Here is a 24804-nt window from a genome sequence, read left to right as displayed (position 1 = left end):
CCCCGCCCGAGCACCCTCGGTGCGGCAACGATCGGCGCATGGCCCGCATCATCACGCGCTCTCAGGCATTGACCGACGGATTCACCGACTCCGAGCTCCGCCGACTCTGCCGCGACGGCACCCTCACCCGCCTGCGCCGCGGGGCCTACGCGGGTGCGCCTGACATCGAGAACCTGACCGACACCGATCGGCACCTCCTCGTCGCGCGGGCAACCATGGCGCGCGCGACCGCCCCCGACACCGTGTCGAGCCACGCGAGTGCCGCCCTGCTGCACGGGATCACGCTGTGGGACGTGCCGCTGGGCACCGTCCACCTGACGCGGAACCGTAGAACCGGGGGTCGCCGCGGACAGCTCCGCACAGTGCACGCGTCGCCCTACGACCCGGACGAGGTCACCGAGGTGGAGGGCCTCCGCGTGACCACTGTGGCCCGCACGATCGCGGACCTGGCCTGCAGCCTCCCGTTCGAGCAGGCCGTCTGCGCGGCGGACGATGCCGCGCGTCGGCTCGGGGTACTCGGCACGGAGGTGGCGGCGGTGCTCGCCCGACGGCCGACCCGCAACGGCCACGCTCGCGCGCTGCGGGTGGCTCGGTTCATGAACGCTGGAGCGGAGAGCGTCGGCGAGTCACGGAGCCGCGTACTGCTCCACGAGTCGGGCTTCGTCGTCGAGGTGCAGCGAGTGGTGCACTGTGCGAACCGATCTCATCGCGTGGACTTCTTCCTGCCCGAGTCGAACGTGGTGGGCGAGTTCGACGGGCGCGTGAAGTACGGCCGCCTCGTGCCCACGGGTGACACTCCCGCTGACGTGCTGTGGCGCGAGAAGCTCCGGGAGGACGAGATCCGAGACACGGGGTACGAGATGGCGCGCTGGACGTGGGGCGATCTGGAGTTCCCCGAGTCGATCATCGGGCGGATCCGCCGCGCCGAGGCGCGATCCGCACGCCGACCATGACATCCACACCCCCTCCAGCCTGCGGAACGGGGTGCAGCTCAACGCAACCGGTGCACGGCGCCGCCCGCAGACAGACCGCCCCTACCTCACCCCCTTCAACTGCCCGACGATGTGCTCCGCGATACCCAGCGCCGCGGTGGCGGCGGGTGAGGGCGCGTTGAGCACGTGCACCTGGCCGGGCCGCTGTTCGTAGTAGAAGTCGTCGACCAGTGCACCGCTGCGGTGGATCGCCTGCGCCCGCACTCCCGCATGGGTGGGGACGAGGCTGTCCGAGGGCAGGTCCGGCACCAGCTCGCGCAGACTGGCGAGGAAGCGCGCGGACGACACCGACCGGGCCACCTCCTGCGCCCCGGTACGCCAGTAACGCCGACCGAGTCGCCACAGCCCGGGCCATGTCAGCGCGTCGGCCACGTCGCGCGGCGCGATGTCGCGCCACCGATAGCCTTCGCGCGCCAGTGCGAGAACGGCATTCGGTCCGGCATGAACGGTGCCGTCGATCATGCGGGTGAGGTGGACGCCCAGGAACGGCAGCGTCGGGTCGGGCACCGGATAGATGAGCCCGCGCACCAGGTGGCTGTACTGCGGTGCCAGTTCGAAGTACTCGCCGCGGAACGGCAGGATGCGGACGGCCGGGGTGACTCCGGCCATGCGGGCGATGCGGTCGCTGTGCAGTCCGGCGCAGTTCACCAGCAGGTCGGCGGCGATCAGCGTCTCCGACTGCCCTGTGCGACAGCGCACCTCGATCGATCCACTGATCGCGACGACCTCGGCGCCCAGCACCACGTCACTGCCGGCGTCCTCGATCTCACGTCGCAGCGTGGCACACACCGCCCGGTAGTCGACGATGCCGGTGGACTCCACTCGCAGCGCCGCCACCGCGCGCACCGCGGGTTCGTACTCCCGCGCCTCGTCCGCGGTGATCATCCGGCACGGCACCCCGTTGACGGCGCCGCGCTCGGCCAGGGCTCGCAGTGCCGGTACCTGCGCCTCGGTGGTGGCGACCACGAGCTTGCCGCAGACGTCGACGGGCAGGTCGTGCTCGCGGGCGAAGTCCCGCATCGACACGGACCCGGACACGGCGAGCGTGGCCTTGAGGCTGCCGGGCGCGTAGTAGAGACCCGAATGGATGACACCGGAGTTGTTGCCCGTCTGATGCGTCGCGGTGTCCGACTCCTTGTCCAGCACCGTCACCCGGTACCCGCGGCGCACCAGCGCCCGCCCCGTCGCGAGGCCCACGATGCCGGCCCCGACCACCACCACGTGCCCACCGTGCATGTCAGGACTCGACGATCGCCTTGATCGCGGCGAGCGTGCGGGGAATCCCGTCGAGTGCGGCGGTACGGCGGATCTCGATCTCCTCCTGCGCGCGATCGCCGAACTTCGTGTGGAAGTACTCGATCCCCTGCTCGGTGAACAGCCACGATTCGGTGAGCTGCGTCGAGTTCTCGTCGATCGCCTCGAGGGTGTATCCCCACCGCACGAACGAGTCGCCGACGAGCCAGGCGAACTCGGTGCCCGGGATGGCGACGGCGACGGTCGAGACCGTCTCCCAGGTGCGGTCGGCGGTGACGTTGCGCCCGGTGAAGGTGGACCCGACCACGTCGGCGCTGCCACCGTCGTTCCACCAGCACTCCTGGCAGATCGGGCTCCACTCCCCGGTCCGGGTGACGTCGGAGACGAGGGCGTACACGGCGTCGGGCGACGCGGCGATCACGATGGAGTCGGAATGCTCGAGTGCGGTCATGCCTCGAGTATGCCGCCGAGCGGCGCCGTGAAGGTGGTTCGTCGCCGAAGTTCTTGCTCCGCCACCCGGATCGCCAACTGCAGGCGCTCCTCACGGCTCCCCGTCAACAACACCCAGGACCGGCCGGTGCGCGTGAGCGCGTCGAGGAACCACCCGGTCATGTCCGCCCGCACTTGTTCACCGTCACGAATACCGTCCTGCACGAACGGAACTCCGTGATGATCCGTCACCAGATACACCGCGGGTCGATCGTCGGCGACGGCGTGGTGTGACTCGGGGCCGAGTTAACGCCGCTCCCACACCGTCGTCGCGAACGCGTCGGTGTCGCAGATCAGCACAGGCGATCCGCGCCGCGCTGCCGCGTCCTCGTGGGCAGTCTGGGTGCGCGCGATGCGGGCGAAGTCGTCACCGGTCCACACGATGTCGTCGACCGATCCGACCTCCGCGACCTTGTCGAGGGTGTCCTGCCGGCCGAACTCGTCGACGCACTCGGTGTCCGGCCACCGTTGTCGAAAGTGTGCAGCCAGCGCGCCCGCGACGGTGGTGGTGCCCGTCGACTCCGAACCCACCACGACGATGCGCGTCGCCAGACCGGCTCTGGCGGGCGCGTCGAGGCAGCGCCACGAGGCGGCGAGGTCGCGACGACACGCGGTCCCGGACACCGGGAAGGTGCTGCGCGGCAGATCGAACGGCACGTGTCGAGCGTCGAACCACCGCGCCAGTTCCTCGCCGTACGGCTCGCTGGTGACCACCACGTCGACGGGCTCGTTCCCGACGGCCGCGCGCATGCACGCCACCTGGGCCGCCCACACGGCCCGTGAGGTGTGGTCGATCGGTGCGTCGCAGACGATGCCGGTGATCGTGACCGTCTTCTCGCCTGCGTGCGACTCGGTCATCCACGCCACACGGTCTCGCAGAGACACCGACTCCACGGTGGCTGCCATCACCACGACGGTCACCCGGTCGGCCACCGTGGCGGCGAACCGGACCATCGCGTGGTGACCGACGTGCGGCGGATAGAACTTGCCGATGATCAGCGCGTGCCTCATGCCGGCACCTCGACGGCGGCGGGGGTCATCGACCGTGTCCACGCTCGCAGCCCGGCAACGCACAGCGCGATGAATCCCAGATAGAGAACACCGGTCAGCACCAGGTCCTTGTAGAGGTAGAGCGGCACGTACACGACGTCCGCGGCGATCCACAGGAACCAGGACTCACGACGCTTCGTCACCTGGCCCCACGTCGCCAGCAGTGACAGCACGGTCGTCACCGCGTCCCAGAACGGCACGACCGACGTCGTCGCGGTGTCGAGGAACCACGTCATGGCCAGCGTGGCCGTCACGCCGACGGCGCCGAGCCACCACCATTCCCGACGGCTGGTGGACGTGACCACCAGCGGACCCTGCGTGCCGCCGCCGACCCACAGGACCCATCCGGACACGGCGAGAGCGATGTAGACGAACTGCAGCGCCGCGTCGGCGAACAGCCCGGCGCCGAAGAACAGCAGGACGAACGCCAGATTGTTGGCGATACCGATGGGCCAGTTCCACACCGACTGCCGTGCGACCAGGACGACGCAGGTGGCGCCCGTGACGAATCCGACGACCTCGACCCACGACGTGGGTGCCCCGAAGGACACGAACGCGGTGGATCCGAGCCACTCGATCAGGGTCATGAAGCCTCCTTAGCGTGATTATGCGCTACGCATGGCGCAGAAGTGCTCGAAGTGCAACTCGACCCCTCGTCAGGCCACCGGCTCGAGCAACTGCGGCCCGTTGTTGCGCACGCTGTTGACGGCCGTGCTCACCTCGTACGGAGACAGGTGCGGCTCGGGCATCGACTGGACCAGGTCCGCCACCGCGCCGAGATCGGTCAGCGTCGGGTCCAACCAGGCATCGCGCATGTCCGCAGGCACCACGACGGGTGACCGGTCGTGGATGTGCCCCAGCGCGTCGGTGGCCGTCGTGGTGAGCACAGTCGTGGTCCACACCCACTTGCCCGGATCATCCTCGGGCAGTGCGGGATCCGGCCACAGCTCGTACAGTCCCGCCATCGCGAGAACACCGTCCGTGTGCAGGAAGTGCGGGATCTTCTTCCCCTCGCGCTTCTCCCACTCGTAGTACCCGTCGGCGGGAACGAGGCAGCGCCGCTTCGCCGCGGCCTTGCGGAACGCCGGCTTCTCGGTGATGGTCTCGGACCGCGCGTTGATCAGCCTGCTCGCGATCTTTCGATCCTTCGCCCACGACGGGATCAGACCCCATCGGACCGTCCGCAGCTGGCGCGCTTCCTCCCCACGCTCGAGCACGATGCGCACCGGATCCGTGGGCGCCACGTTGTAGGACGGTTCCGGCGCCTCCCCCAGCGCCACGGCGGCATCGAAGATGGACGACAGGTCGTCGTCGGACCGGGTACTGGCGTAGCGACCGCACATCCCTCGATTCTGCCCCGCTCGGGTAGCGACATGCCAGGCGGTCTGGTTAGTGTCGGAAAGTACCGCAACCGACGAGGGGGATCGCATGTCGACCGTGGACGAGACACCCGGCGCGCTGCAGTCGTGGGGGCTGAGCAAGCAGTACGACGGGAGCGCACCGGCCGTGCGCGACCTGTCGTTGTTCGTGCCGGCCGGCACGCTGTACGGGCTGGTGGGACCCAACGGAGCAGGCAAGACCACGTTTCTGTCGATGGCGACGGGCATCGTGCGACCGTCCGCCGGGCAGGTGTGGATCGACGGTCACGACGTGTGGGCCGACCCGGTCGCCGCCCGCGGGCGCGTCGGACTGCTTCCCGACGGGCCGTCCCTCCCCGAGGCCCTGCCCGGTCGGCGCGCACTGCACTACGTCGGAGTGCTGCACGGTCTCGATCCGGCGGTGGCGCACGAACGCTGCGAGGAACTGCTCGCGGTGCTGGACATCGCCGAGGCCGGTGACCGCGCGGTCTCCACGTACAGCGCCGGAATGAAGAAGAAGATCGGCCTGGCCGCGGCGATGATCCACTCGCCGCGGCTCCTCGTGCTCGACGAGCCGCTGGAGGCGGTGGACCCCATGTCCGCCCGCACCATTCGGCACCTTCTCGAGAGTTTCGTCGCGCGGGGCGGCACCGCGATGGTGTCGAGCCACTCCATGCCGCTCATCGAGCAGATGTGCTCGCACGTGGCCATTCTCGCCCGCGGCTCTCTGCTGGCCGCCGGCACGATCGACGACGTGCGTGCCGGCGGCACCCTCGAGGGCGCGCTGTTCGACGCGGTCGGCGGCGGTGACCAGGCGGCCGAGTTGCCATGGCTGGGCTCATGATCAGCGCGCCGGTCCGCACACTGTTGTCGTTGGATCGCGAGATACGCAGAGCAGCAACCGGATCGGGTGCCCGCATCGCGATCGTGATCACCGCGATCGCGTCGCTCGGGGCGATGTACGCGATCACGCTGAGCGCACAGCCCTCGGCGCGTGCCACGCTCGCCGCACTGTGCGCCGTGGTGGTGGTCGTCCTCACCGTCGTCGCTCCCCTGCTGACCGGAGTGGGCGACCGCGGACTCGTCCCGGCGCACGTGCGCCATCTACCGGTGCGTGCCGACGATCTCCGGAGAGCCCTCGCCCTCATCGGTGCGCGCAGCGGGGTGACCGTCTTCCTCGTCGTCGGACTCGCCCTCACGCCCGTCGCGGTTCCGGACGTCTCGCCCGTGGCACGCATCGTGACCGCCGTGATCGCCCTGCTCACCGTCGGTGTCGCGCTCGCCGTGTCCCGTGTCGCCGTCCTCCGCCTGGATGCGGCATCGCGCACTCCACGCGGCCGCATCCTCTCGACGATCGGTGGCACCGTCGTCGCCGCGGCCGCGTACGCGGCCTTCCTTCTGCTCGGCAACGTCTCGACGTCGTTCGCCGACAACACCTTTCTGCGCACCGCGGTGCGCGTCCTGCCGACGGGATGGGCGGCGGTGTCGAGCGAGGCAGTCGACGACGGGAGGTGGTGGGTGCCCGTCCTCGTCGCCGTCGCGCTCGCCGGACTCGGCGCACTGGTGGTGCGGTGGTGGACCTCGGCGGTGTCGGCCGCGCTCGACAGCACGCCGCCCCGCTCCCGGACCGACCGCCGTCGGACGACGACGTTCCGTGCGCGTGGACCGATGATCACGGCCATCGCCGCCGAGAGCAGGTTGCTGCTGGTCGATCCGCGCCGAGTGGGACTGCTGACGATGCCGGGGGTGTTCCTGCTCGTCGGAGTCGTGCTCATGGCCACCTCGACCGACATCTACGGCCTGCAGTACGGCGCACCGATCGTGATCCTGCTGACCAGCAGCATGTTCGCCAACTCGTACGGCCTCGACGGCGCAGCGGCGTGGCGCGTCACGTCGGTGCCGGGTGTGGCGCGACGCGTCATCGACGCGCGTCTCGTCATCGCGGCCGTGGTGGCCGCGGCGTTCGGCGCCGTCGGAACAGTCCTCGGTCGCCTCGTCGGCGATCCGTCGCCGCGCACTCTCCCCGTGGCGGCCGCCGTCGTCGTGGCCGCGTCCCTGGCCACCGCAGCGGCCGGCGCCGTGCAGTCGGCGGCCAGCCCGTACGTCGTCGCAGGACAGACCGCGGGGAGCGCGTTCAACTCCCGCGGGTCGATGACCGGCCGTGCGATCGGGTGGACGCTCGCCGTGATGGCCGGGGGTGCCCTCCTGTGCCTGCCGGGCGTCCTGATCGCGCTGGCCCTCCCGGGCGTCCTCGTCTGGCTCGCGCCCGTCGTCTCCCTGCTGCTCGGCGGATGCATCGTGGCGGTGGCCCGGCGTCGAGCCGTCGCTCTGGTGACCAGCCGCGGCCCGGAGATCTTCGCAACCGTCAGCGCCTGATCACGATTCCGTGCACGATGTGGTCCGGGGAGCCGAGAGCGAGGAACACACAGGCATGACCATGCACGAACCGTCGACGCACGTCGTTCGCAAGACCAGCACCACCCTCGCCGACGGTCGAGAGTTGCTGTACTTCGACGACTCCGAGCCCTGGGTGTCCGGGAAGAAGACGCGGGACCTGGTGGACACGCGCCCCCTCCCCGCGTCGGAGTCGTTGTCGCAGATGCGACTCGACGTGCTCACCGGCGACTGGGTGGTCATCGCCGCGCAGCGGATGGACCGCACGTTTCTCCCACCGCCCGACGCGTCCCCGCTCGCGCCGAGCCGCCCGGGACGCCCACCCACCGAGATCCCCGCTGCCGACTACGACGTCGTGGTCTTCGAGAATCGCTTCCCCTCCCTTGCGCAGTCGGCAGCGGCGCAGCACCTTCCGTCCCACGTCGACGGCGAGGAGCTCTGGCCGCTCGCTGCCGGCACGGGCCGGTGCGAGGTGGTGTGTTTCGCCAGCGACCCCGACGCCTCCTTCGCCTCGCTCGACCTGCACCGGGTGCGCACCATCGTCGACGTGTGGGCCGACCGCACCGAGGCACTGTCCGCCCTTCCGGGGGTGCGCCAGGTGGTCTGCTTCGAGAATCGGGGGCGGGAGATCGGGGTGACCCTCACTCACCCGCACGGGCAGATCTACGCCTACCCCTACCTGCCGCAGAGGACCGACGCGATGATCCGGCAGTCCCGGCTGCACCGGGAGCGCACCGGTCGCTCACTGCTGTCCGACGTACTGGACACCGAGCTGCGGTCCGGCCGCCGCATCGTCGTCGACACCGAGCACTGGGTGGCCTACGTGCCGGCGGCCGCCCGCTGGCCCGTCGAGGTGCACCTCGCCCCGCGCCGCGCCGTTCCCGATCTCGCTGCGTTGTCGACGGCCGAACGCGACGCGTTGGCCGGTGTGTATCGCGCTCTGCTGCGTGCCGTCGACGACTTCTTCGAGGGCGTCGACGAGGTGCCCTACATCGCCGCGTGGCATCAGGCGCCCGTCGGTGCGGACCGTGACCTGGGGAGTCTGCACCTGCAGCTGTTCTCGATGATGCGATCGCCGGGGCGGATGAAGTTCCTGGCCGGATCCGAGTCCGCCATGGGCGCGTGGATCAACGACACGACACCCGAGGCCATCGCGGACAGGTTCCGGGAGGTGCTCGCGTGACCGCGTGGCTGCCGGTCGTCGACGAGACCGAGCTCGCCGACGGTGCCGTCGAACGGTTCCGCACGACCTTCGGCGGCGAGCCGGACGGCGTCTGGATCGCGCCGGGACGGGTGAATCTGATCGGCGAGCACGTGGACTACGCGGGCGGGCTCGTCCTTCCCTTCGCGTTGCCCTACGTCACCGCGGTCGCGGCCCGCCGACGCGACGACGCAGTACTGCGGGCGGCGTCGACAGGCTCCGACATGCACTGGGGTATCGCACTGTCGGCCATCGCTCCCGGCAGCCCGGACGGGTGGGGCGCGTACGTCGCCGGCGTCTCGTGGGCGCTGGGGCTCACGATGGGCGCGGACATCGCGGTGCACTCGTCCGTACCCGTGGGCTCCGGCCTGTCCAGCTCGGCTGCTCTCGAATGTGCTGTGGCGGTGGCACTCCGGGACCTGTTCGATCTCGACGCCGACCGGCGGGCACTGATCGACGCGTGCATCCGCGCCGAGAACGAGATCGCCGGCGCATCGACGGGCGGGATGGATCAGTCGATCGCGATGCTCGCGGAACCGGGCCACGCGCTGCTGCTGGACTGTCTCGACTTCTCCTCCCGGCAGATTCCGCTCGATCTCCCGGACGCGGAGATCCTCGTCATCGACACGAACGCACCGCATCGGCTGGTCGACGGTCAGTACGGCCGGCGGCGCGCGTCGATCGAGAAGGCGTGCGCCGACCTCGGCGTGTCGACGCTGCGCGGTCTCGACCCGGAGGCGGCGGCGTCCGCGATGACCGACCAGGTGTCGGCGGCACGCGTCCGGCACGTCACCAGCGAGATCGTCCGCGTGGAGCAGGCGGCCGAACTCCTGAACGCCACACCCGATCTCGCGGCGTTGGGGGCGCTGCTGACCGCATCGCACCGATCACTGCGTGACGACTACGAAGTGAGCTCGCCGGAACTGGACTCCGCCGTCCGGGCATCGCTGGACGCCGGCGCGTTCGGCGCCCGGATGACCGGCGGCGGGTTCGGCGGTTCGGCCATCGCCCTGGTCGACCGGACGCGCACCGAGGCGGTCGCGGACGCGGTCACCGAGGCGGCATCGGCAGCCGGGCTGCCCACCCCCACCTTCCTCACCGCCACCCCGTCCGGGGCAGCGCACCGTCAGCGCTGAGAACGCCGACCCGAGACGACGAGTAGCGCCGCACCCAGAACCAGACCGACGCCCCCGACGGACCACAGCAGCACAGGTCCGCGGTCGGTGAGCCACATCAGCTTGGTGGCCGACTCGCGGGCGCGGTCGAGCTGCTCCTTCTGCCCGTCCTCGTCGAGCCCGAGGGTCGCCTTGAACACGGTGACCTCCGGAACGGCAGGGTCGCGCGCGAAGTACTGGTAGGGCTGCTCACGACCGCCGACGAGACTGCCGCTGCGCGGCTCGACGTAGATGTCGCGAACGGTGGAGTAGTACCGCTTCATGGTGATCGACTGCTCACCGAGCCCCTCGAGCCCCCACTTCGACGCGGGCAACGTCACGGAGTTGATCGGCGACTGCGTCGTCTCGGAGAGATCGGCACCGGTGACCTGCGTGCGGAAGTGGTAGATCGGGAGCCCGTCCATCGAGATCTCCTCGACGAACTCGGCAGGGAAGCTCGTCCAGGCCGTCGCGTCGTAGACCGAGTACGTGATCGGCTGGGTGTCGAACGGGAAGCGCTGCTGATATCCGGTCCGCGGCACCGGGATGGCCGGCTTGCCGACGGTGGTCTGCAACGACGCCACCGGATCGACCGGCTGCGACGTGCGTCGATCGACGGTGACCCGGTCGACCGACGCGGTCAGCAGACCGGCATCGCCCTCCCGGTCCGCACGGCGCACGGTCGCGCCGGACTGGAACGTCACGCGATCCGCGTCGCTCGGATCCTCGGTGGTGATGAAGCGCTGCACCACCAGCGGGACCCCGGTGGCCACGGACAGCGGGCCGGGACGCGTGATGGACGTCGCGTCGAGCACGTCGCCGCCGGTTCCCGGATCGGTGACCGCGACCGTCGTGGTGCGGATGTCCAGGGGCGTCACCGCGAGTCGATGCTCGACGTAGGTGGGCAGCATGATCGCCCCCACCACGGCCGCACTGCCGATCGCGAGCAGGACACACGCGCTGCCGCGCAGGAGGGTCGGTCGCGCCACGTCGGTCACCTGCTCCCGTACTGCACGTCGCCGAGCACCGAGGCCGACGGATCGGCGGTGACCACCGGCTCCGGCCGGACGGTCTCCTCGGCGGACCACGTCAGGCCCACCACCGCGCCGGCGGACAACACCCCACCCACGAGCAGGCTGGCCACAGCCGGCACCACGACACTTCTCACAGCCACGTCCCCCACATCCGATCCTCGACGTCCAACTGTGTCATTTCGGACACCGCCCGAGGCCGTCCCGACGTTGTGAACAGTCCACGATCTGGGCGCGGACCTCTGGAGGCTCCCGTTTCGCCCGGTCGGGTCGCGGGTACAACCCGGCTCATGAACGAAACCCGGCACACGAGCGATACGGGCGGCCGCGCACCGGCCGCGGCCGATCTGTCCACCGTGCAATTGGTCGAGCGCCTGACCCAGCAGGTGAGCACGCTGGTGCGCACCGAGGTGAGCAGCGCACTCGACGAGGTCAAGTCGAAGGGCACCAAGCTCGGGGTCGGCATCGGTGTCTCCGGCGCCGGCGCCCTGCTGCTGTTCCTGGGCCTCGCGACCCTCGTCGCCACCGCCGTCCTCGGCCTGGCGACGGTGCTCGACCCGTGGCTCGCGGCACTGATCGTCGCCGTCGTCCTGCTGATCGTCGGCGGCATCCTCGCCAAGGTCGGCGCGACCAAGGCGAAAAATGCCGTTCCGCCTGCACCTGCCGCCACCGTCGCCAGCGTCCAGCGCGACGTCGAGACCGTCCAGAACGCCCGAAAGGCTCACTCATGACCGACCCGAAGGACGCGTCCGAACCGCGTCACGCCCTGCGTACCGAGGCCGATGCCGAGCCGCCGTCCGTCGAGCAGCAGCGCGAGGAGCTGGCCGCGACCGTCGAGGCGCTCGCGGCCAAGGTCGACGTGCCCGCTCGCGTCTCCGCCGCGGCCCACGAGTCGACGGAGAAGGTGCAGGAGGTAGCTCAGCAGGGCGTCGCCAAGGCACAGGAGGGTGTCGCGCAGGTGAAGGAGAACCCGCAGGTCGCGGGCATCTCGCTCGCCGGTGCGGTCGCCGCCGTGGTCCTCGTGGCCCTGGTCCGCCGTCGCCGTGCGCGCACGGCGCTGCGCCGACAGACCGTCCTCGACATCCTGGCCGGCCGATGACCAGCACGTCGAAGGCCTTCTACAAGCCGCTCTCCCTGGCCACGAGCATCGTCGGTGGACTGGTCGCCGGACAGATCTTCAACCAGATCTACAAGCGCGTCGGCAAGAACGACGCCGAGATGCCCGATCCGAAGGACCTCTCACGCACCAACCGTGAGGTCCTGATCGCCGCAGCGCTGCACGGTGTCGTGTACGGGCTGGTCAAGGCCGGGGTCGACCGCGCCGGCGCCAAGGGATTTCGCGCACTCGCCAAGGAAGACCCCAAGTGACGATCATCAGAAGGAGCCTTTCGTGACCGAGAACCAGGGTGCAGCCTCCGAGGCGCGCAGCGACTTCGTCGACAAGATCAAGGGCCGTGCCAAGGAAGTGGCCGGCGCCGTGACCAACAACGACGAACTCGCCGATCGCGGGCGGCTCGAACAGGCGGAGGTGGAACGCCGCCGCGAGGCCGAGGCCACCGAGACCGCCGCCGCCCTCGAGATCGAGGAGGCGCAGCAGGACATCGCGGAGACGGAGGCCGAGGCGGACGTCGCACGGCAGTCTGTCGAGGACCGCACCGACGCGTCCGAGGCTGCGGCACAGAACGACCGGCTCCGTGCGCACACGACGGCGGAGGCCGACGCGATGCGTGACGCCGAGCAGGGTCGCGTCGCCGCCGAGGCACAGTCGGAGCGGCGCATCGCCGAGGCCACCAGCGAGCGGCAGCAGGAGGAGGCCCGTGCGGCCGACGAGATCTCCGCTGCGCGAAGCGAGTACGACGAGAAGCTCGACGAGGCCGACGCACTGGAGCAGGAGGCGGCGCAGGCACGCGAGCGCGCCGCCCGGGCCGAGCGCGAGGCCGCGTCGACCGACACCGAGGAGACCAAGTGAGCCTGTCCCTGCCCCGCCGGATCCTGCGACTGCAGTACTCGATCGCACGACTTCCGTTGCAGGCGTTCGAGTCCACCGTGATCAGTCGGCTCGACGCCGAGGGTCCGGTCCGTGCGACGTATCAGCAGATCGTCGGAGGCATCGACGCCACCGCGGGTGCCGTCCTGGGTGACGAGAACCTCGCGCGGCGCGGCCAGAAGATGCGCAGCGCGGCCGCGGATCTCGAGAAGGCCACCCGTCTCGAGGCGCAGGCCCGCGAGAAGCGTGCACAGGCGACGCGCGAGACGCAGAACAGGGTCGACGAGGCGACGACGCGGGCGAAGAAGGCTCGCGAGACCGCCGAGGAGAAGGCGACCGACGCGGCCGACCAGGAGATCGAGAACAAGGTGGCCGCGGGCAAGAAGGCCGCCGCACGACTCGAGGACCGCAAGTCGCGCGCCGACGACATCGCCGACAAGCGGATCTCGGCGGCCGAGGCCGAGCGTGAAGCGAAGCTGTCGGAGGTCGAACGCCGCGAGGCCGAGGCCAAGGCTCCGCGCACCGAGGAGATCGAGGACGCGGCGGAGAAGCTCGAGGACGCCGCCGAGAAGCGCGACGACGCCGAACGCCTGGCGGACGTCGCGGAGGCGTCGAAGGACAGCTGACACCGCCCGTCGACTCACCGTCTGCCCCCGACAGTCACTGGACTGCTCGGGGGCAGACCACTCGACGGGGCCGACAGTGAGACGATGGCGGACGTGAGCACATCAGACACGACGCCGCGCCAGGCCGGCCAGCGCACGCTGCGCCCGCTCGAGCAGTCCGTCAAGCTGCAGAACGTCCTCTACGAGATCCGTGGACCCGTGCACGCCCACGCCGCCCGTCTCGAGGCCGAGGGCCACCGCATTCTGAAGCTCAACATCGGCAACCCGGCGCCGTTCGGCTTCGAGGCACCCGACGTGATCGTGCGCGACATGATCGCCGCGCTCCCCACGGCTCAGGGGTACTCCGAGTCCAAGGGCATCATGTCGGCCCGCCGCGCCATCGTCACTCGCTACGAGCTGGTCGACGGCTTCCCGTTCCTCGACGTCGACGACATCTATCTCGGCAACGGCGTGTCCGAGCTGATCACGATGACGATGCAGGCGCTGCTCGACGACGGCGACGAGGTCCTCATCCCGGCGCCCGACTACCCGCTGTGGACGGCGATGACGACGCTGTCCGGTGGCAAGGCGGTGCACTACCGCTGCGACGAGGAGAACGACTGGAACCCCGACCTCGCGGACATCGAGTCGAAGATCACCGATCGCACCAAGGCGCTCCTGGTCATCAACCCGAACAACCCGACGGGTGCGGTGTACTCCAAGGAGGTGCTGCGGGGGATCGCGGCGCTGGCACGCAAGCACAGCCTGTTGCTGCTGGCCGACGAGATCTACGACAAGATCCTCTACGACGGCGCCCAGCACGTGTCCATGGCGACGATGGCGCCGGACCTGCTGTGCCTCACCTTCAACGGTCTCTCCAAGGCCTACCGGGTGGCCGGATACCGCGCGGGCTGGCTCGCGATCACCGGACCCAAGGACCACGCCGCGGGCTTCCTGGAGGGCATCAATCTGCTGGCGTCCACTCGCCTGTGCCCCAATGTGCCTGCGCAGCATGCCATTCAGGTCGCACTCGGTGGCCACCAGAGCATCGGGGACCTCATCCTGCCGGGCGGGCGGCTGCTCGAACAGCGTGACGTCGCCTGGGAGGGACTCAACGCCATTCCCGGCGTGAGCTGCGTCAAGCCGCGCGGTGCGCTGTACGCCTTCCCGCGCCTCGATCCCGAGGTGCACGAGATCCACAGCGACGAGAAGCTGGTGCAGGACCTGCTGCTGCAGGAGAAGATCCTGGTGGTGCAGGGAACCGGCTTCAACTGGCCCGACCACGATCACCTACGCATCGTCACGCTGCCGTGGGCCCGCGATCTGCGCACGGCGATCGAACGGTTCGGCAATTTCCTGTCGTCGTACCGGCAGTGACCGTCAGGGCGTTCGTCGAGGCGTTGCCGAAGGTCGAGCTGCACGTCCACCTCGAGGGGTCGATGTGGCCGAGCACGCTGAAGGCGCTGGCCGACAAGCATCAGGTCGAGGCCATCCCGCGCACGGAGGACGCGCTGCGGGAGTGGTTCGAGTTCCGCGACTTCCCGCACTTCATCGAGGTGTACCTGACGTCGATCGGCGTGCTGCGCGATCCCGAGGACTTCGCGCGGCTCGCGTACGACAGCCTCACCGCGCTGGCGACGCACGCCGTGCGGTACACCGAGATGCACATCAGTCTCTTCGGGCACCTCATGCGTGGGGTGGACGCGGCGGCGGTGTTCGAGGGCGTCGAGGAGGGCCGGCTGCGTGCTGAGGCCGAGGCCGGCATCGTCGCGCGCTGGATCCCCGATTTCCCCGGTGACTTCGGTACCGATGCGGCGAACCGCACCCTCGACGCCGTGCTGGCGCATCGCGTCGACTCGATCGTCGGATTCGGCATCGGGGGCATCGAGGTGCCGCGGGCGGAGTTCGCCGACGTGTTCGCGCGGGCGAGCGCGGCGGGACTGCACTCGCTCCCCCACGCGGGCGAGACCGGCGGGCCGGACAGCATCTGGTCGGCGCTGCGTGATCTGGGGGCCGAACGCATCGGCCACGGCATCGCCGTGCTCGGCGACCCCGAGCTCGTCGCGCACCTGATCGAGCACCGGATCCCGCTCGACGTGTCCCCCACCTCCAACATCCGGACCCGCGTCGTCGAGTCGCTCGACGTGCACCCGCTGCCGGCCATGATCGGCGCGGGGCTGACCGTGACGCTCAACAGCGACGACCCGTCGATGTTCGGCACCGACCTCACCACCGAGTACCTCGCCGCGCACGGCATGGGGCTGGACGCGTCGGCCCTGCGCTCGCTCGCCCTCGCAGGGGTGGACGCGTCGTACGCGGACGCGGACCTGAAGGAGCAGTTGCGGGCGGAGATCGCGGCGGTCGAACTCCCGGAGGTCTAGGGGCGCTGCACGCCCTCCAGCCACCCACACCCCTCCCCGCAGGCTGCAGGGGGTGTGCGCCTCACGGAACCCTCGCAGCACGGCGTGCCCGTATTCCCGCGGGTGTTCCAGGTTCCCGCGGATGCTGCAACACGTACGAGAACCCGGAACCCCTACGGGAGCGCCGGCACACTCCCTGACCTGCACTTGGTGTGACGCGCAGTGCCATACACCGCGCTGTGTGACACAACACAACGTCTCGGGCACATTTTTCAACCCCGTGATGATCGAACCGTGTGTTCGCGGGTATGTTCGTACATGAGCCCTTCGGGGTTCCGAAAGCGCCGAACGGCCCCCCACCCCCCCGGTGGGCCGCTCGGTCGGTGGCGGGGGACACCCCCCCTGCTTCCCCGCCACCCGCTTTCGTCCCGCGTCGCTCGCGCCCCCAAATCCTTGTCCGCGCCACCGTTAGTGTTGGCGTCGTGACACACGGCCACGGACACAGCTCCGGTCCCGCCCCCATCGGGAAGATCGCCGCGAGACTGGTGCTCGGCATCCTCGCCGTCGTCGGCATCGCCGCGATCGTGGGCGTGGTGCTGCTGTGGCCCAGCGATCGCACCGTCGAGGTCCCCGCGCCGTTCCAGAGCGCGGCCGGCGGCGTCGTGGCCACCGAGTACGGCACCGTGGTGTCGCAGGACATCGGTCCGTGTGGCAGTTCGTCCAACGGTCGCGTCTTCAGCGGCGCCCCCACTCCGCCCACCGTCTCGGGCTTCGAGTGCAACCGCAGCATCGTCTCGATCGACACCGGCGTGAACGAGGGCACCCGCACCCTGCTCGAGGTGACGCCCGGGCCGGGCACCCCCGATCTGCGCGTCGGCGAGGAGATCCGCCTCGTCCGCGGCACCGACGACAGCGGGACCGCGATCTACGGGTTCGACGACTACTCCCGCACCACGCCGCTGCTGCTGGTGGTCGCGGTCTTCGCCGTCGTCATCTGCGTGGTCGCGCGGTGGCGCGGGCTGCGCGCCCTGCTCGGACTCGGTCTCGCGCTCGGAGTGCTGGTCGGTTTCGTGCTCCCCGCGATCCTCGACGGCCGGTCCGCCATCCTCGTCGCCCTGGTCGGCGGCACCGTCATCCTCTACGGCGTGCTGTATCTGGCGCACGGGCCCAATCTGCGGACCAGTTCGGCGTTGCTCGGCACCGTGGTGTCGATGGGCGTCGCTGCGGGACTGTCCGAAGCGGCCATCAGGCTGACCCGGGTGACCGGTCTGTCGGAGGAACAGAACACCGACGTGCAGGCCTATCTCGACCACGTCAGCATCACCGGGTTGCTGCTCGCCGGGTTCATCATCGGATCGCTCGGCGTGCTGAACGACGTGACGATCACCCAGGCGTCGGCAGCCTTCGAACTCGCGGCACTCGATCCCGACGCCACCCGGCGGTCGATCTTCACGTCCGCGATGCGCGTCGGGCGGGACCACATCGCCAGCACCGTCTACACGCTCGTCCTTGCCTATGCGGGTGGTGCGCTGCCGCTGCTGCTGCTCTTCAGTGTCGCCGGCCGCTCGTTCGGCAACGTCCTGACCGGAGACGCGGTGGCCATCGAGATCGTCCGCTCGTGCGTGGGCGGCACGGCGCTCGCGCTCTCCGTTCCGCTCACCACCGCGATCGCCGTGATGCTCGCCCGGCCGCCCCGCGGACGCGCCCCCGTGAGCGGTCGGCACTCCGCGCGCTGACGCTCGACCGCGCATCGGGAAACTTCACAGAGTTCGGCCACGAGGTATGCACTGGCACTACAAAACATTCTCCTGTATTGTTTCAGTGGGTTCGGGAACCTGCGCGTTTGTTTGACGCAACTTCGCAGAGCACGACGACTATGTGAGGACACACAATGAACACTCTGGCCGCAGAGGACGTCGACCGTATCCGCCGGGTACTCGACAAGTACGGAAAGCTCCCGGTCGCCATCGACGCAGTCGCCAACGACGCCGATCTGTACGACGCAGGTCTGACGTCGCACGCGAGCGTCAATGTGATGATCGGCCTCGAGGACGAGTTCGATGTCGAGTTCCCGGATCGCCTGTTGCAGAAGGCCACGTTCGCGAGCGTCTCGGCCATCGCCGACGCCGTCGCAGAGCTGGCGTGATCTGAGATGACCACACTCGAGGCTCCCTCCGCCCTTCCCCCCATCGATCCGGACGCGCCCGCAGGCCTGGCGCAGATCCCGCTCGAGGACGTGCTCGCCGTGGTGCGCAGCAACGCCGAGCTCGTCGACCGTGAGGCTCGCTTCCCCACGGAGTCGGTGCAGGCGCTCAAGTCCGCGGGCCTGCTCTCCGCGTCGGTTCCGACGTCGCTGGGGGGCGCCGGACTCACACTCACCGAACTCGCGACCGTGGGCCGCGCTCTCGGTGGCGAGTGCGCGTCCACCGCGATGATCTACGCGATGCACCACACGCAGGTGTTGTCGCTGACCCGCCACGGCATGGAGTCCCCGGTCATCCGGGAGTTCCTGGCGAACATGGTCGTGGAGCAGCCCCTCGTGGCCTCCGCCACCACCGAGATCAACATCGGTGGCGACGTCCGCACCAGCGGGTGCGCGGTGGAGTACGACGGCGACCGCTACACGCTCACCAAGAACGCCCCCGTCATCTCGTACGGCGAGTACGCCGACGTCATCCTGGCCACGGCCCGTCGGTCCCCCGACGCAGCGCCCAGCGATCAGGTGCTCGTCGCGTGTCAGCGCGAGGACGTCACGCTGCAGAAGACCGGCACGTGGGACACCATGGGCTTCCGCGGTACGTGCAGCCCCGGCTTCATGCTCCGCGCATCGGGTTCGGCGGAGTGGGTCGTTCCCGCCACGTACAGCGACATCTCGGCCCAGACGATGCTGCCCTCGGCACACGTCCTGTGGGGTGGCGCCTGGTTGGGCATCGCCGACGCCGCGGTGCGCAAGGCTCGCAAGTCCGTGCAGAAGCTGGCCCGCAAGACGCCCGGTGTCACGCCGCCGTCCGCCGCGCGCCTCGCCGAGCTGCTCGTGGTCCATCAGCAGCTGTCCGACACCGTGTTCACGGCCGCCGCGAAGTTCGACTCCATCGCCGACGATCCGGCTGCGCTCAGCGCCATCGGTTTCGCGCTGCAGATCAACAACGTCAAGGTCACGGCGTCCGATCTGCTCATCGACATCGTCGCCCGCGCGCTGCTCATCTGCGGTATCGCCGGCTACCGCGAGGACAGTGAGCTGCGCATGAGCCGCCACCTCCGCGACTCGCACGGTTCCGCGATCATGGTGAGCAACGAGCGCATCCTGAACCACAACGCGCAGCTCTCGCTCGTCTACAAGGGGATCTGACCATGACCTCCACACTCGACCGCGACGTGGTCTCCGACCTCGATCTCGCTCGTGCCGATTTCCGCGATCAGCTCGTCGGCGCCGGTCTCCTCGTCCCCAGTTCCCTCGACGGTCTCTACGGCCGCTCGGGCGAGTTCGAGGACATCATCGATCTCATCGACTCCAAGGTGAAGGCCGCAGGCGCTGCCGCACACGGAGATGCGCTGCGCCGCTTCCGGTTCCCGCCGGTGTTCCCGCGCGACGCGTTCGAGAAGACCGACTACATCGCCTCGTTCCCCAACCTCACCGGTGCCATCACCACCTTCTCCGGTGACAACAAGGCCCACGCCGAGCTGCTCGCGGCACGGTCCGAGGGCAAGGACTGGGACCACTGGCTCGAGTCCGCCGGCACCATGCTGGTGTCGGCCGCGTGCCACCCGTCCTACTCCATGCTCACCGGTCAGCTTCCCGACGGCGGCACCATGCTCGACGTCTACGGGTACTGCTTCCGCCACGAGCCCGCCGTGGATCCTGCTCGCATGCAGGCGTTCCGGATGCACGAGTTCGTCCAGGTCGGCACGCCCGATCAGGCAGTGGAGCACCGTGAGTCGTGGATCGAGCGCGGCATGACGGTACTGTCCGACCTCGGGCTCGACGCCTCGCCCGTTATCGCCAACGACCCGTTCTTCGGTCGCGCGGGACGCATGCTGGCCGCGAACCAGCGCAACGAGAACCTCAAGACCGAGCTGGTCGTGCGACTCTACGGCGACCTGGACGAGGGCACCGCGGTGGTGTCGTGCAACTGCCACCGTGACCACTTCGGCCAGACCTTCGACATCCGTACCGCGGACGGCAACGAGGCCCACAGTGCCTGTGTCGGTTTCGGTATGGAGCGCATCGCCCTCGCGATGGTGCGTACTCACGGCCTCGACACCTCGCGGTGGCCGGCGTCGCTCCGCCTCAGCTGATCTACCTCTCGAGAACCGTCACCGTCGCCCTGGCTGTGCTGTTCACCGCTCGGACATGCCCTCGCGGCGTGGTCGAACCCGTGCGTGGCAGCAGAGTCAGGGCGCGGCTCGTTCCGGGGGCGAGGTGGAACCACGAGTCGGACGCCCGGTAGCCGTCCACGTCCACGCACACGTACTGCGCGGCATCCGTGCACGCGACGGTGAGGGTCCACCGGCCGTCGCCCTCCGGGGCCGCCGACGCGGTGAGACCCACCGAGTTCTGCTGCGGGAGCAGCCCGTTCTCCACCAGATGCACTGCCTCGGCGAGCACGGTGCCCTCCGGGGCGGCCAGCACGACACTCACCGCGTCGACGGTGCGCGACCCGAATCGGTGAGCGTGCGTCATGTCGGTGAACCTGCCGACGACACCGTCCGCGGTACCGGTCCACGACGAGTGTGCATCGAGAGCGAGCTGCCGAACACCCTCGGCAGCAACGGCTCCCGTGCGCTGATGCGCCCGCACGGTGAGTGTTCCGGCGACGGGATCCGCGCCGTCGTTCATCACGTCGAGACGAAGCCCGTCCATCCCCTCGTCCGTCACGAGGACGGTGATCGGTGCGCTGGCCCGCGCCACCGCGTACCAGGGCGCCTTGGCGATGCCGGTGCTGTCGGTGAATCCCCACCCCGCGCCCGGCTCGAGGTCGCGCAGAGTCAGCACCAGCGCTCCCCCGCAACCCGAGTCCACCTGCCTCCAGAACCCGAACGACTGCGTCACCGCCTCACAGACGGCCGCGCGACCCAGGTCGAGGTAGCGCTCCGGATCGTCGCGGCGCACCGCGGACGGCTCCACGTCGAAGAGAGTGCGCACGTAGTGGTCTCGCACGTCCTCGAAGTCCCACGACGCTCCCCGATCACGCGGAACCGTGGCCTTCCAGCGCGGATCGTGGCCCGCCGGATGTGCCGAGCCGAACACGGAGTCGACGACGCGCCGCTCCGGGGGCACGGAGAACGCCAGGCACTCCGTCGCGAATGCCACCCGGGCGTACCGCACGTCCGAGAGAGGTCGCAGGTAGCCGCCGATGCCGAAGTAGTGCGCGAAGCCGGAGCCCACGTGGGTGGCGAGGTCGCCGCCCGACGGGGTGGACGGGACGTACGCGACACCGGAGAAAGCGTGCACCACGTCTGGGATGATGCTGTCCAGCAGTGGTATCCGTGACTCGTCCGAGGCGAGCCCGAGCATCGTCGGCTGCTGGTACGTCTCGCTACCGCCGCTCACCACCACGAGGGAGGGCCCACCGGCGGTCGCGAGCATCGCCCGGACCTCGTCGACGACGGCGGACTCGACGGCGGGATCGTCCGGTGGATCGATGGTCGCCAGCATGACGTCCTGCCACACCATGATGCCCAGTTCCGAACAGAGCGTGTGGAACTCGGCCGACTCGTAGACCATCGTGCCCGTGAGTCGCACCATGTTCAGCCCGGCCTCGACATACGAGGTCAGGGTGTCCCGCAGGTGGTCGGGATCGTTCTGCAGCGTGATCGGGTCGAGCGGGACCCAGCATCCGCCGCGGCAGAAGACGGGCACCTCGTTCACGAGCAGCGTCGTGTCGCGCAGTGCGCTCGACCGGAACCCCACTCGGAAGTGCATGGCGTGACCGTCGACGGTCACGGTGACGTCGTGGAGGGTCGGATCACCGTGCGTGTGCGGCCACCACAGGGCCCGCTCACCCGCGTCGATCTCGTCCGTCACTCGTCCGTCGGCATCGGCCGAGAGCTCGAACACGCTGTCGCCCAGCTCGATTCGCACAGCAGCGCCGGTCGTGGCCGTGCCGTCGACCTGTAGGACGCAGCGTCCGTCCCGCACCAGCCCGCGCACCGTCACGGCAGGGACGTCCACAGCGACACAGCGCACGGCGCGCCAGGGTCCGACAGGAGCCGGGGCGCCGGTGAACACGGGGGCGCGGCCGAGCATCGAGGTGCGGGTCCACCGCAGGCCCTGCGACGAGATCATGGACGATCGCCACCGGCCGCGCGGACGGCGCTTCGCCAGTGCCGCGTCGAGCGAACGGCAGCACAGCGCGATCGAGACGGTGCCGGCGACGAGGGCCTCGACGGTGACGGGAACGAACATCGACGTGCTGGTCGTCGTCAGCGTCCCGTCGACCCAGACCTCCGCGAGGGTGGCGATGCCCTCGAGATGCAGCCGTATCGACTCCGTCCCGTCCGGCACCGGCACCTCGGTGCGGAACCACCAGTCGCGCCCGTCGAGGTCCTCGATCGGCAGCCCCGCCGCGGCCAGCGCGCCGGCGACGGTACCCGGAACCCGTGCGGGCACAGCAGCATCGGCGTCCGGGAGATCATCGGGGCTCTCGACGGCACCGGCATCGGTCGACAGGAGCGTCCAGTGTGCGTCGGCCAGCAGATCGAGCGGCGCGGTCACAGCGCCGAACGCACTGCGTCCATACCGCGCTGCCAGGCCGCTGCCATGCCGGCCATCGAGTCACGCACGTCGACGTCGCGTCCCCGAGCGGCTCGCGCCATCCGGAACTGCACGGACTTGGCGCCGGACGCCACCTCCCGGAAGGGCTCGGCGGCAGCCGCCGCACCGGCGACCCCGCGGCGTTCGAGGTACTCGGCCAGGTCGGCCGCGAGTTCGGCGGTGGAGCCGCACTGACGGAGGGTGCCGAACGACCACAGGTGGAAGAAGTCCGGGCCCGCCTGCTGGATCAGCGCGACGTCCTCGACGACCCGCTCTCCGAGGCGCTCCACCGGGTTGCCCGCATCGGCGCGCTCGAGGTGAGCACGCACCACCTGCAGGTCGTGATCGTCGGTCTCCGGACCGGCGGCCAGAGCGTCACGGTCGACGACGACCCGTTCGACGTAGGGCGGCAGCGCCACCGTTCCGGGAGCGAGCGACCGAGCGAGTGCGCCGTCGAAGTCGTCACCCTCGAGGCGGAACAGACCGGCGTTGTGGAAGTAGTCGAGCCGGCGCGCGTCGGCATCGATGGCCGTCGGCACGATCGTCGTCTTGGTGTGCTCCCGGCCGTAGCTGGTGCCGTCGGTGTCGGGGAGGTAGAAGGCGTCGATCTCGACCGTACTCAGCACACCGTCGTGCATGTTCTCGATCAGGTGCTCTCCGAACGGCTTCCAGATGTTCATCTCGGAGACGTCCACCCCGTAGAGGAGGCGGAGATCCTCGGGCTGGAACTTCACGAAGTCCCACTGCCGGCCGTCGAACCCCGCGCTGAGGGCGAACGCCAGTGCGGGTGTCGGATCTGCGCCCATCGCGTGCAGCAGTTCGATCCACAGGTCGACGTAGCAGTTGGTCTCGGACCACGTGCGCTCCGACGAGTGCAGGGAGTGCGATCGGTACGTCGCGGGATCGAGGTCCGCGGGCAACGGGGACCCGCCCACCGGCGTCGCCGAGAGATTCACCGTCACTGCTCCTCCATTGGTCGTCGACACGAGGTGTCGGCCCACGCGTTCACATCACGCACGACAGTAGCCGCGAGAAAGGTGATCAGAACCCCCCGAAGTCCCCGCCACCACCGAAGTCCCCGCCACCGCCGAAGTCCCCGTCGGTCTCGTCGGCGAACGGGTCGGCGGTGGTGGTGACGGGCGGCGGGACTCCACGCGACCCGACGGGCGCCACCGCGCTGGTGGGTGCCACGGACGGGGTGCTGACCGTGGCGGGGTCCATCGGCTCGGGCATCGAGGTGAAGGCCCACGCCGCGGCGCCCGCCATGACGGCGCACGAGAAGGCGATGACGAGGGCGACGGGGACCCTGCTGCGCTTCGGATCGGGCACCGGTTCCCCGCCCACGTCGACGACGTCCGCGGGCGCCGACGCGTCGGGCTCGCGTTCCGGCTCGGCGGGGGCGGCCGCGAAGGCGACGGTCCGATCCGTGGACGAGGGCTCGGGCGCCGGCGCCGGTACCGACACACGCGTCGCGTGCGGGTCCAGCGCGGTGAGGACCGGAACGCCGAAGCGTTCCGCGGCGGCGATCGACAGGATCGGGATGGGCGAACCGCCCCCGACGAGGATCACCGCGTCGAGGTCGCGCTCGCCGAGAAGCGACGCCGCGGTGTCGAGCGAGAGGTCGAGCAGAGGGCGAACCGCGGTCTCGAACTCCTGACGCGTGATCAGTGTGGTGCCGCCGCCGGGGGTGCGCGCGACGGTCGCGGAGGACAGCGACTCCTTCACGCGGCGGCAGAAGACGATGACGTCCGTGTCGTCCGCGCCCTCGGCGGGGCGCTCCAGAATGCCGCGGTCGACGATGTGATCGAGCACGATGTGATCGAAGACATCCCCACCGGCCACCGAGGAGTCGACGGAGCCCAGGACCGCCATCTCGTCGACGTCCACGAGGCTCGCCGTCGCGCCGCCACGGCCCAGGTCGTAGAGCAACACCGTGGTGAGACCGGACAGAACGCCCGAATCGACCACGTCCCGAGGGACCGACGTCACAGCTTCGGTGTCGGACATCCGTCGGCGCTTCCTCTCGGTGGGTGGTCATTCCCCTGCGTTGTCACTTGTCACAGCCCTGTTCACGTCGCACCCGCTTCGAGCGCAGGAACCGGACAGCTCCTGCTGTATGGCGCCCAAAAGAATCTTCCGGTATGTTAAACGATGAAATAGGGAACTGCGAGATCG

General features: G+C 69.7%; 27 protein-coding genes. 16 read left to right on the top strand and 11 right to left on the bottom strand.

Going from position 1 to position 24804, the window contains the following annotated elements; all coding sequences use genetic code 11:
* Window positions 1-38 precede the first annotated feature (38 nt).
* Window positions 39-953 (top strand): type IV toxin-antitoxin system AbiEi family antitoxin domain-containing protein, encoded by a 915-nt coding sequence (locus tag ASG69_RS20910; RefSeq protein ID WP_056444013.1) that lies wholly within the window; start codon window positions 39-41, stop codon window positions 951-953.
* A gap of 81 nt (window positions 954-1034) precedes the next feature.
* Here ASG69_RS20910 and lhgO read toward each other — a convergent pair whose 3' ends face one another.
* The 6 genes from lhgO to ASG69_RS20885 form a co-directional block, all read right to left on the bottom strand.
* Window positions 1035-2228 carry an L-2-hydroxyglutarate oxidase gene (lhgO, locus tag ASG69_RS20905; protein ID WP_056444009.1) on the bottom strand — a complete coding sequence of 398 codons (1194 nt, stop codon included), beginning with the start codon at window positions 2226-2228 and terminating at the stop codon, window positions 1035-1037.
* Between the two features lies 1 nt (window position 2229).
* Complete coding sequence (locus ASG69_RS20900) at window positions 2230-2697, bottom strand: SRPBCC family protein (RefSeq protein WP_056444006.1); 468 nt, start codon at window positions 2695-2697, stop codon at window positions 2230-2232.
* Window positions 2694-2927: a hypothetical protein gene (locus tag ASG69_RS23190; protein WP_235579026.1), complete on the bottom strand. Its 234-nt coding sequence runs from the start codon at window positions 2925-2927 to the stop codon at window positions 2694-2696. The genes ASG69_RS20900 and ASG69_RS23190 overlap by 4 nt, the downstream gene beginning before the upstream one ends.
* A 54-nt stretch (window positions 2928-2981) precedes the next feature.
* Window positions 2982-3746, bottom strand: a complete 765-nt coding sequence (locus ASG69_RS20895; protein ID WP_235579025.1) for an AAA family ATPase — start codon at window positions 3744-3746, stop codon at window positions 2982-2984.
* On the bottom strand, window positions 3743-4372 hold the full coding sequence (gene pnuC, locus ASG69_RS20890) for a nicotinamide riboside transporter PnuC (RefSeq protein ID WP_037186937.1): 630 nt from the start codon (window positions 4370-4372) through the stop codon (window positions 3743-3745). The genes ASG69_RS20895 and pnuC overlap by 4 nt, the downstream gene beginning before the upstream one ends.
* 69 nt (window positions 4373-4441) lie before the next feature.
* Window positions 4442-5128, bottom strand: a complete 687-nt coding sequence (locus tag ASG69_RS20885; RefSeq protein WP_056444003.1) for an SOS response-associated peptidase — start codon at window positions 5126-5128, stop codon at window positions 4442-4444.
* A gap of 85 nt (window positions 5129-5213) precedes the next feature.
* Between ASG69_RS20885 and ASG69_RS20880 the strand changes: the two genes are divergently transcribed.
* Genes ASG69_RS20880 through galK form a run of 4 tightly spaced genes read left to right on the top strand, consistent with a single transcriptional unit; the run spans window position 5214 to window position 9874 of the window.
* On the top strand, window positions 5214-5987 hold the full coding sequence (locus ASG69_RS20880) for an ABC transporter ATP-binding protein (RefSeq protein ID WP_027506946.1): 774 nt from the start codon (window positions 5214-5216) through the stop codon (window positions 5985-5987).
* Window positions 5972-7519 (top strand): hypothetical protein, encoded by a 1548-nt coding sequence (locus ASG69_RS20875; protein ID WP_056695892.1) that lies wholly within the window; start codon window positions 5972-5974, stop codon window positions 7517-7519. Before ASG69_RS20880 ends, ASG69_RS20875 begins: the two co-directional genes overlap by 16 nt.
* A 55-nt stretch (window positions 7520-7574) precedes the next feature.
* Window positions 7575-8720, top strand: a complete 1146-nt coding sequence (gene galT / locus ASG69_RS20870; protein WP_056444359.1) for a galactose-1-phosphate uridylyltransferase — start codon at window positions 7575-7577, stop codon at window positions 8718-8720.
* Complete coding sequence (gene galK / locus ASG69_RS20865; RefSeq protein WP_082544425.1) at window positions 8717-9874, top strand: galactokinase; 1158 nt, start codon at window positions 8717-8719, stop codon at window positions 9872-9874. The genes galT and galK overlap by 4 nt, the downstream gene beginning before the upstream one ends.
* Here the strand turns inward: galK and ASG69_RS20860 are convergent.
* Together ASG69_RS20860 and ASG69_RS22360 are read right to left on the bottom strand one after the other, a co-directional pair.
* Entirely contained in the window at window positions 9865-10881 is a 1017-nt protein-coding gene (locus tag ASG69_RS20860; RefSeq protein ID WP_162246758.1) for a DUF3068 domain-containing protein, read from the bottom strand. The genes galK and ASG69_RS20860 overlap by 10 nt on opposite strands.
* A gap of 5 nt (window positions 10882-10886) precedes the next feature.
* On the bottom strand, window positions 10887-11066 hold the full coding sequence (locus ASG69_RS22360) for a DUF2613 domain-containing protein (RefSeq protein ID WP_235579024.1): 180 nt from the start codon (window positions 11064-11066) through the stop codon (window positions 10887-10889).
* A 147-nt stretch (window positions 11067-11213) separates the two neighbouring features.
* On the opposite strand from ASG69_RS22360, the gene ASG69_RS20855 reads away from it, so the two are divergent.
* The 11 genes from ASG69_RS20855 to ASG69_RS20805 all read left to right on the top strand — a co-directional run bounded on the left by ASG69_RS20855 (window position 11214) and on the right by ASG69_RS20805 (window position 20171).
* Entirely contained in the window at window positions 11214-11654 is a 441-nt protein-coding gene (locus tag ASG69_RS20855) for a phage holin family protein (RefSeq protein ID WP_051613630.1), read from the top strand.
* Window positions 11651-12022 carry a DUF3618 domain-containing protein gene (locus ASG69_RS20850; RefSeq protein WP_056443997.1) on the top strand — a complete coding sequence of 124 codons (372 nt, stop codon included), beginning with the start codon at window positions 11651-11653 and terminating at the stop codon, window positions 12020-12022. The genes ASG69_RS20855 and ASG69_RS20850 overlap by 4 nt, the downstream gene beginning before the upstream one ends.
* Complete coding sequence (locus ASG69_RS20845; RefSeq protein ID WP_027506952.1) at window positions 12019-12291, top strand: DUF4235 domain-containing protein; 273 nt, start codon at window positions 12019-12021, stop codon at window positions 12289-12291. Before ASG69_RS20850 ends, ASG69_RS20845 begins: the two co-directional genes overlap by 4 nt.
* 22 nt (window positions 12292-12313) lie before the next feature.
* Complete coding sequence (locus tag ASG69_RS20840) at window positions 12314-12892, top strand: hypothetical protein (RefSeq protein ID WP_056443995.1); 579 nt, start codon at window positions 12314-12316, stop codon at window positions 12890-12892.
* Window positions 12889-13536: a hypothetical protein gene (locus tag ASG69_RS20835; RefSeq protein ID WP_056443992.1), complete on the top strand. Its 648-nt coding sequence runs from the start codon at window positions 12889-12891 to the stop codon at window positions 13534-13536. Before ASG69_RS20840 ends, ASG69_RS20835 begins: the two co-directional genes overlap by 4 nt.
* Before the next feature lie 84 nt (window positions 13537-13620).
* Entirely contained in the window at window positions 13621-14892 is a 1272-nt protein-coding gene (locus ASG69_RS20830; protein ID WP_027506955.1) for a pyridoxal phosphate-dependent aminotransferase, read from the top strand.
* Window positions 14889-15896, top strand: coding sequence for an adenosine deaminase (add, locus tag ASG69_RS20825; protein ID WP_056443989.1), 1008 nt, complete (start codon window positions 14889-14891; stop codon window positions 15894-15896). The genes ASG69_RS20830 and add overlap by 4 nt, the downstream gene beginning before the upstream one ends.
* A 461-nt stretch (window positions 15897-16357) precedes the next feature.
* The gene (locus ASG69_RS20820; RefSeq protein ID WP_056443987.1) at window positions 16358-17611 is read left to right on the top strand and encodes a YibE/F family protein; all 1254 of its coding nucleotides are present in this window, start codon (window positions 16358-16360) and stop codon (window positions 17609-17611) included.
* Between the two features lie 155 nt (window positions 17612-17766).
* The gene (locus tag ASG69_RS20815) at window positions 17767-18021 is read left to right on the top strand and encodes an acyl carrier protein (RefSeq protein WP_027506958.1); all 255 of its coding nucleotides are present in this window, start codon (window positions 17767-17769) and stop codon (window positions 18019-18021) included.
* A gap of 6 nt (window positions 18022-18027) precedes the next feature.
* The gene (locus ASG69_RS20810; protein ID WP_027506959.1) at window positions 18028-19224 is read left to right on the top strand and encodes an acyl-CoA dehydrogenase family protein; all 1197 of its coding nucleotides are present in this window, start codon (window positions 18028-18030) and stop codon (window positions 19222-19224) included.
* A 2-nt stretch (window positions 19225-19226) separates the two neighbouring features.
* Window positions 19227-20171: an amino acid--[acyl-carrier-protein] ligase gene (locus ASG69_RS20805; protein WP_056443985.1), complete on the top strand. Its 945-nt coding sequence runs from the start codon at window positions 19227-19229 to the stop codon at window positions 20169-20171.
* A gap of 1 nt (window position 20172) precedes the next feature.
* Here the strand turns inward: ASG69_RS20805 and ASG69_RS20800 are convergent, their stop codons facing one another.
* From ASG69_RS20800 to ASG69_RS20790, 3 genes are all read right to left on the bottom strand, one after another.
* On the bottom strand, window positions 20173-22590 hold the full coding sequence (locus ASG69_RS20800) for a glycosyl hydrolase 2 galactose-binding domain-containing protein (protein WP_056443983.1): 2418 nt from the start codon (window positions 22588-22590) through the stop codon (window positions 20173-20175).
* Window positions 22587-23591 (bottom strand): DUF1839 family protein, encoded by a 1005-nt coding sequence (locus tag ASG69_RS20795; RefSeq protein ID WP_414891460.1) that lies wholly within the window; start codon window positions 23589-23591, stop codon window positions 22587-22589. The genes ASG69_RS20800 and ASG69_RS20795 overlap by 4 nt, the downstream gene beginning before the upstream one ends.
* A 79-nt stretch (window positions 23592-23670) precedes the next feature.
* Window positions 23671-24636 carry an Hsp70 family protein gene (locus ASG69_RS20790; protein WP_056443980.1) on the bottom strand — a complete coding sequence of 322 codons (966 nt, stop codon included), beginning with the start codon at window positions 24634-24636 and terminating at the stop codon, window positions 23671-23673.
* Window positions 24637-24804: the final 168 nt, after the last annotated feature.

The organism is Rhodococcus sp. Leaf225 (genome assembly GCF_001426145.1).
In the GTDB taxonomy this organism is placed as follows: domain Bacteria; phylum Actinomycetota; class Actinomycetes; order Mycobacteriales; family Mycobacteriaceae; genus Rhodococcoides.
The sequence above is the reverse complement of the archived record's forward strand: the minus strand, read 5'-3'. Positions and strand labels throughout refer to the sequence as shown.

Excerpts from the sequence above, each read along its gene's own strand:
- ASG69_RS20830 (WP_027506955.1), top strand. The coding sequence starts at position 13,621 with ATGGCGGACGTGAGCACATCAGACACGACGCCGCGCCAGGCCGGCCAG.
- ASG69_RS20880 (WP_027506946.1), top strand. The coding sequence starts at position 5,214 with ATGTCGACCGTGGACGAGACACCCGGCGCGCTGCAGTCGTGGGGGCTG.
- lhgO (WP_056444009.1), bottom strand. The coding sequence starts at position 2,228 with ATGCACGGTGGGCACGTGGTGGTGGTCGGGGCCGGCATCGTGGGCCTC.
- ASG69_RS20855 (WP_051613630.1), top strand. The coding sequence starts at position 11,214 with ATGAACGAAACCCGGCACACGAGCGATACGGGCGGCCGCGCACCGGCC.
- pnuC (WP_037186937.1), bottom strand. The coding sequence starts at position 4,372 with ATGACCCTGATCGAGTGGCTCGGATCCACCGCGTTCGTGTCCTTCGGG.
- ASG69_RS20895 (WP_235579025.1), bottom strand. The coding sequence starts at position 3,746 with ATGAGGCACGCGCTGATCATCGGCAAGTTCTATCCGCCGCACGTCGGT.
- ASG69_RS20810 (WP_027506959.1), top strand. The coding sequence starts at position 18,028 with ATGACCACACTCGAGGCTCCCTCCGCCCTTCCCCCCATCGATCCGGAC.
- ASG69_RS20850 (WP_056443997.1), top strand. The coding sequence starts at position 11,651 with ATGACCGACCCGAAGGACGCGTCCGAACCGCGTCACGCCCTGCGTACC.
- ASG69_RS20875 (WP_056695892.1), top strand. The coding sequence starts at position 5,972 with ATGGCTGGGCTCATGATCAGCGCGCCGGTCCGCACACTGTTGTCGTTG.
- ASG69_RS20790 (WP_056443980.1), bottom strand. The coding sequence starts at position 24,636 with ATGTCCGACACCGAAGCTGTGACGTCGGTCCCTCGGGACGTGGTCGAT.
- galT (WP_056444359.1), top strand. The coding sequence starts at position 7,575 with ATGACCATGCACGAACCGTCGACGCACGTCGTTCGCAAGACCAGCACC.
- ASG69_RS20900 (WP_056444006.1), bottom strand. The coding sequence starts at position 2,697 with ATGACCGCACTCGAGCATTCCGACTCCATCGTGATCGCCGCGTCGCCC.
- ASG69_RS20805 (WP_056443985.1), top strand. The coding sequence starts at position 19,227 with ATGACCTCCACACTCGACCGCGACGTGGTCTCCGACCTCGATCTCGCT.
- ASG69_RS20845 (WP_027506952.1), top strand. The coding sequence starts at position 12,019 with ATGACCAGCACGTCGAAGGCCTTCTACAAGCCGCTCTCCCTGGCCACG.
- ASG69_RS20885 (WP_056444003.1), bottom strand. The coding sequence starts at position 5,128 with ATGTGCGGTCGCTACGCCAGTACCCGGTCCGACGACGACCTGTCGTCC.
- ASG69_RS20815 (WP_027506958.1), top strand. The coding sequence starts at position 17,767 with ATGAACACTCTGGCCGCAGAGGACGTCGACCGTATCCGCCGGGTACTC.
- ASG69_RS20910 (WP_056444013.1), top strand. The coding sequence starts at position 39 with ATGGCCCGCATCATCACGCGCTCTCAGGCATTGACCGACGGATTCACC.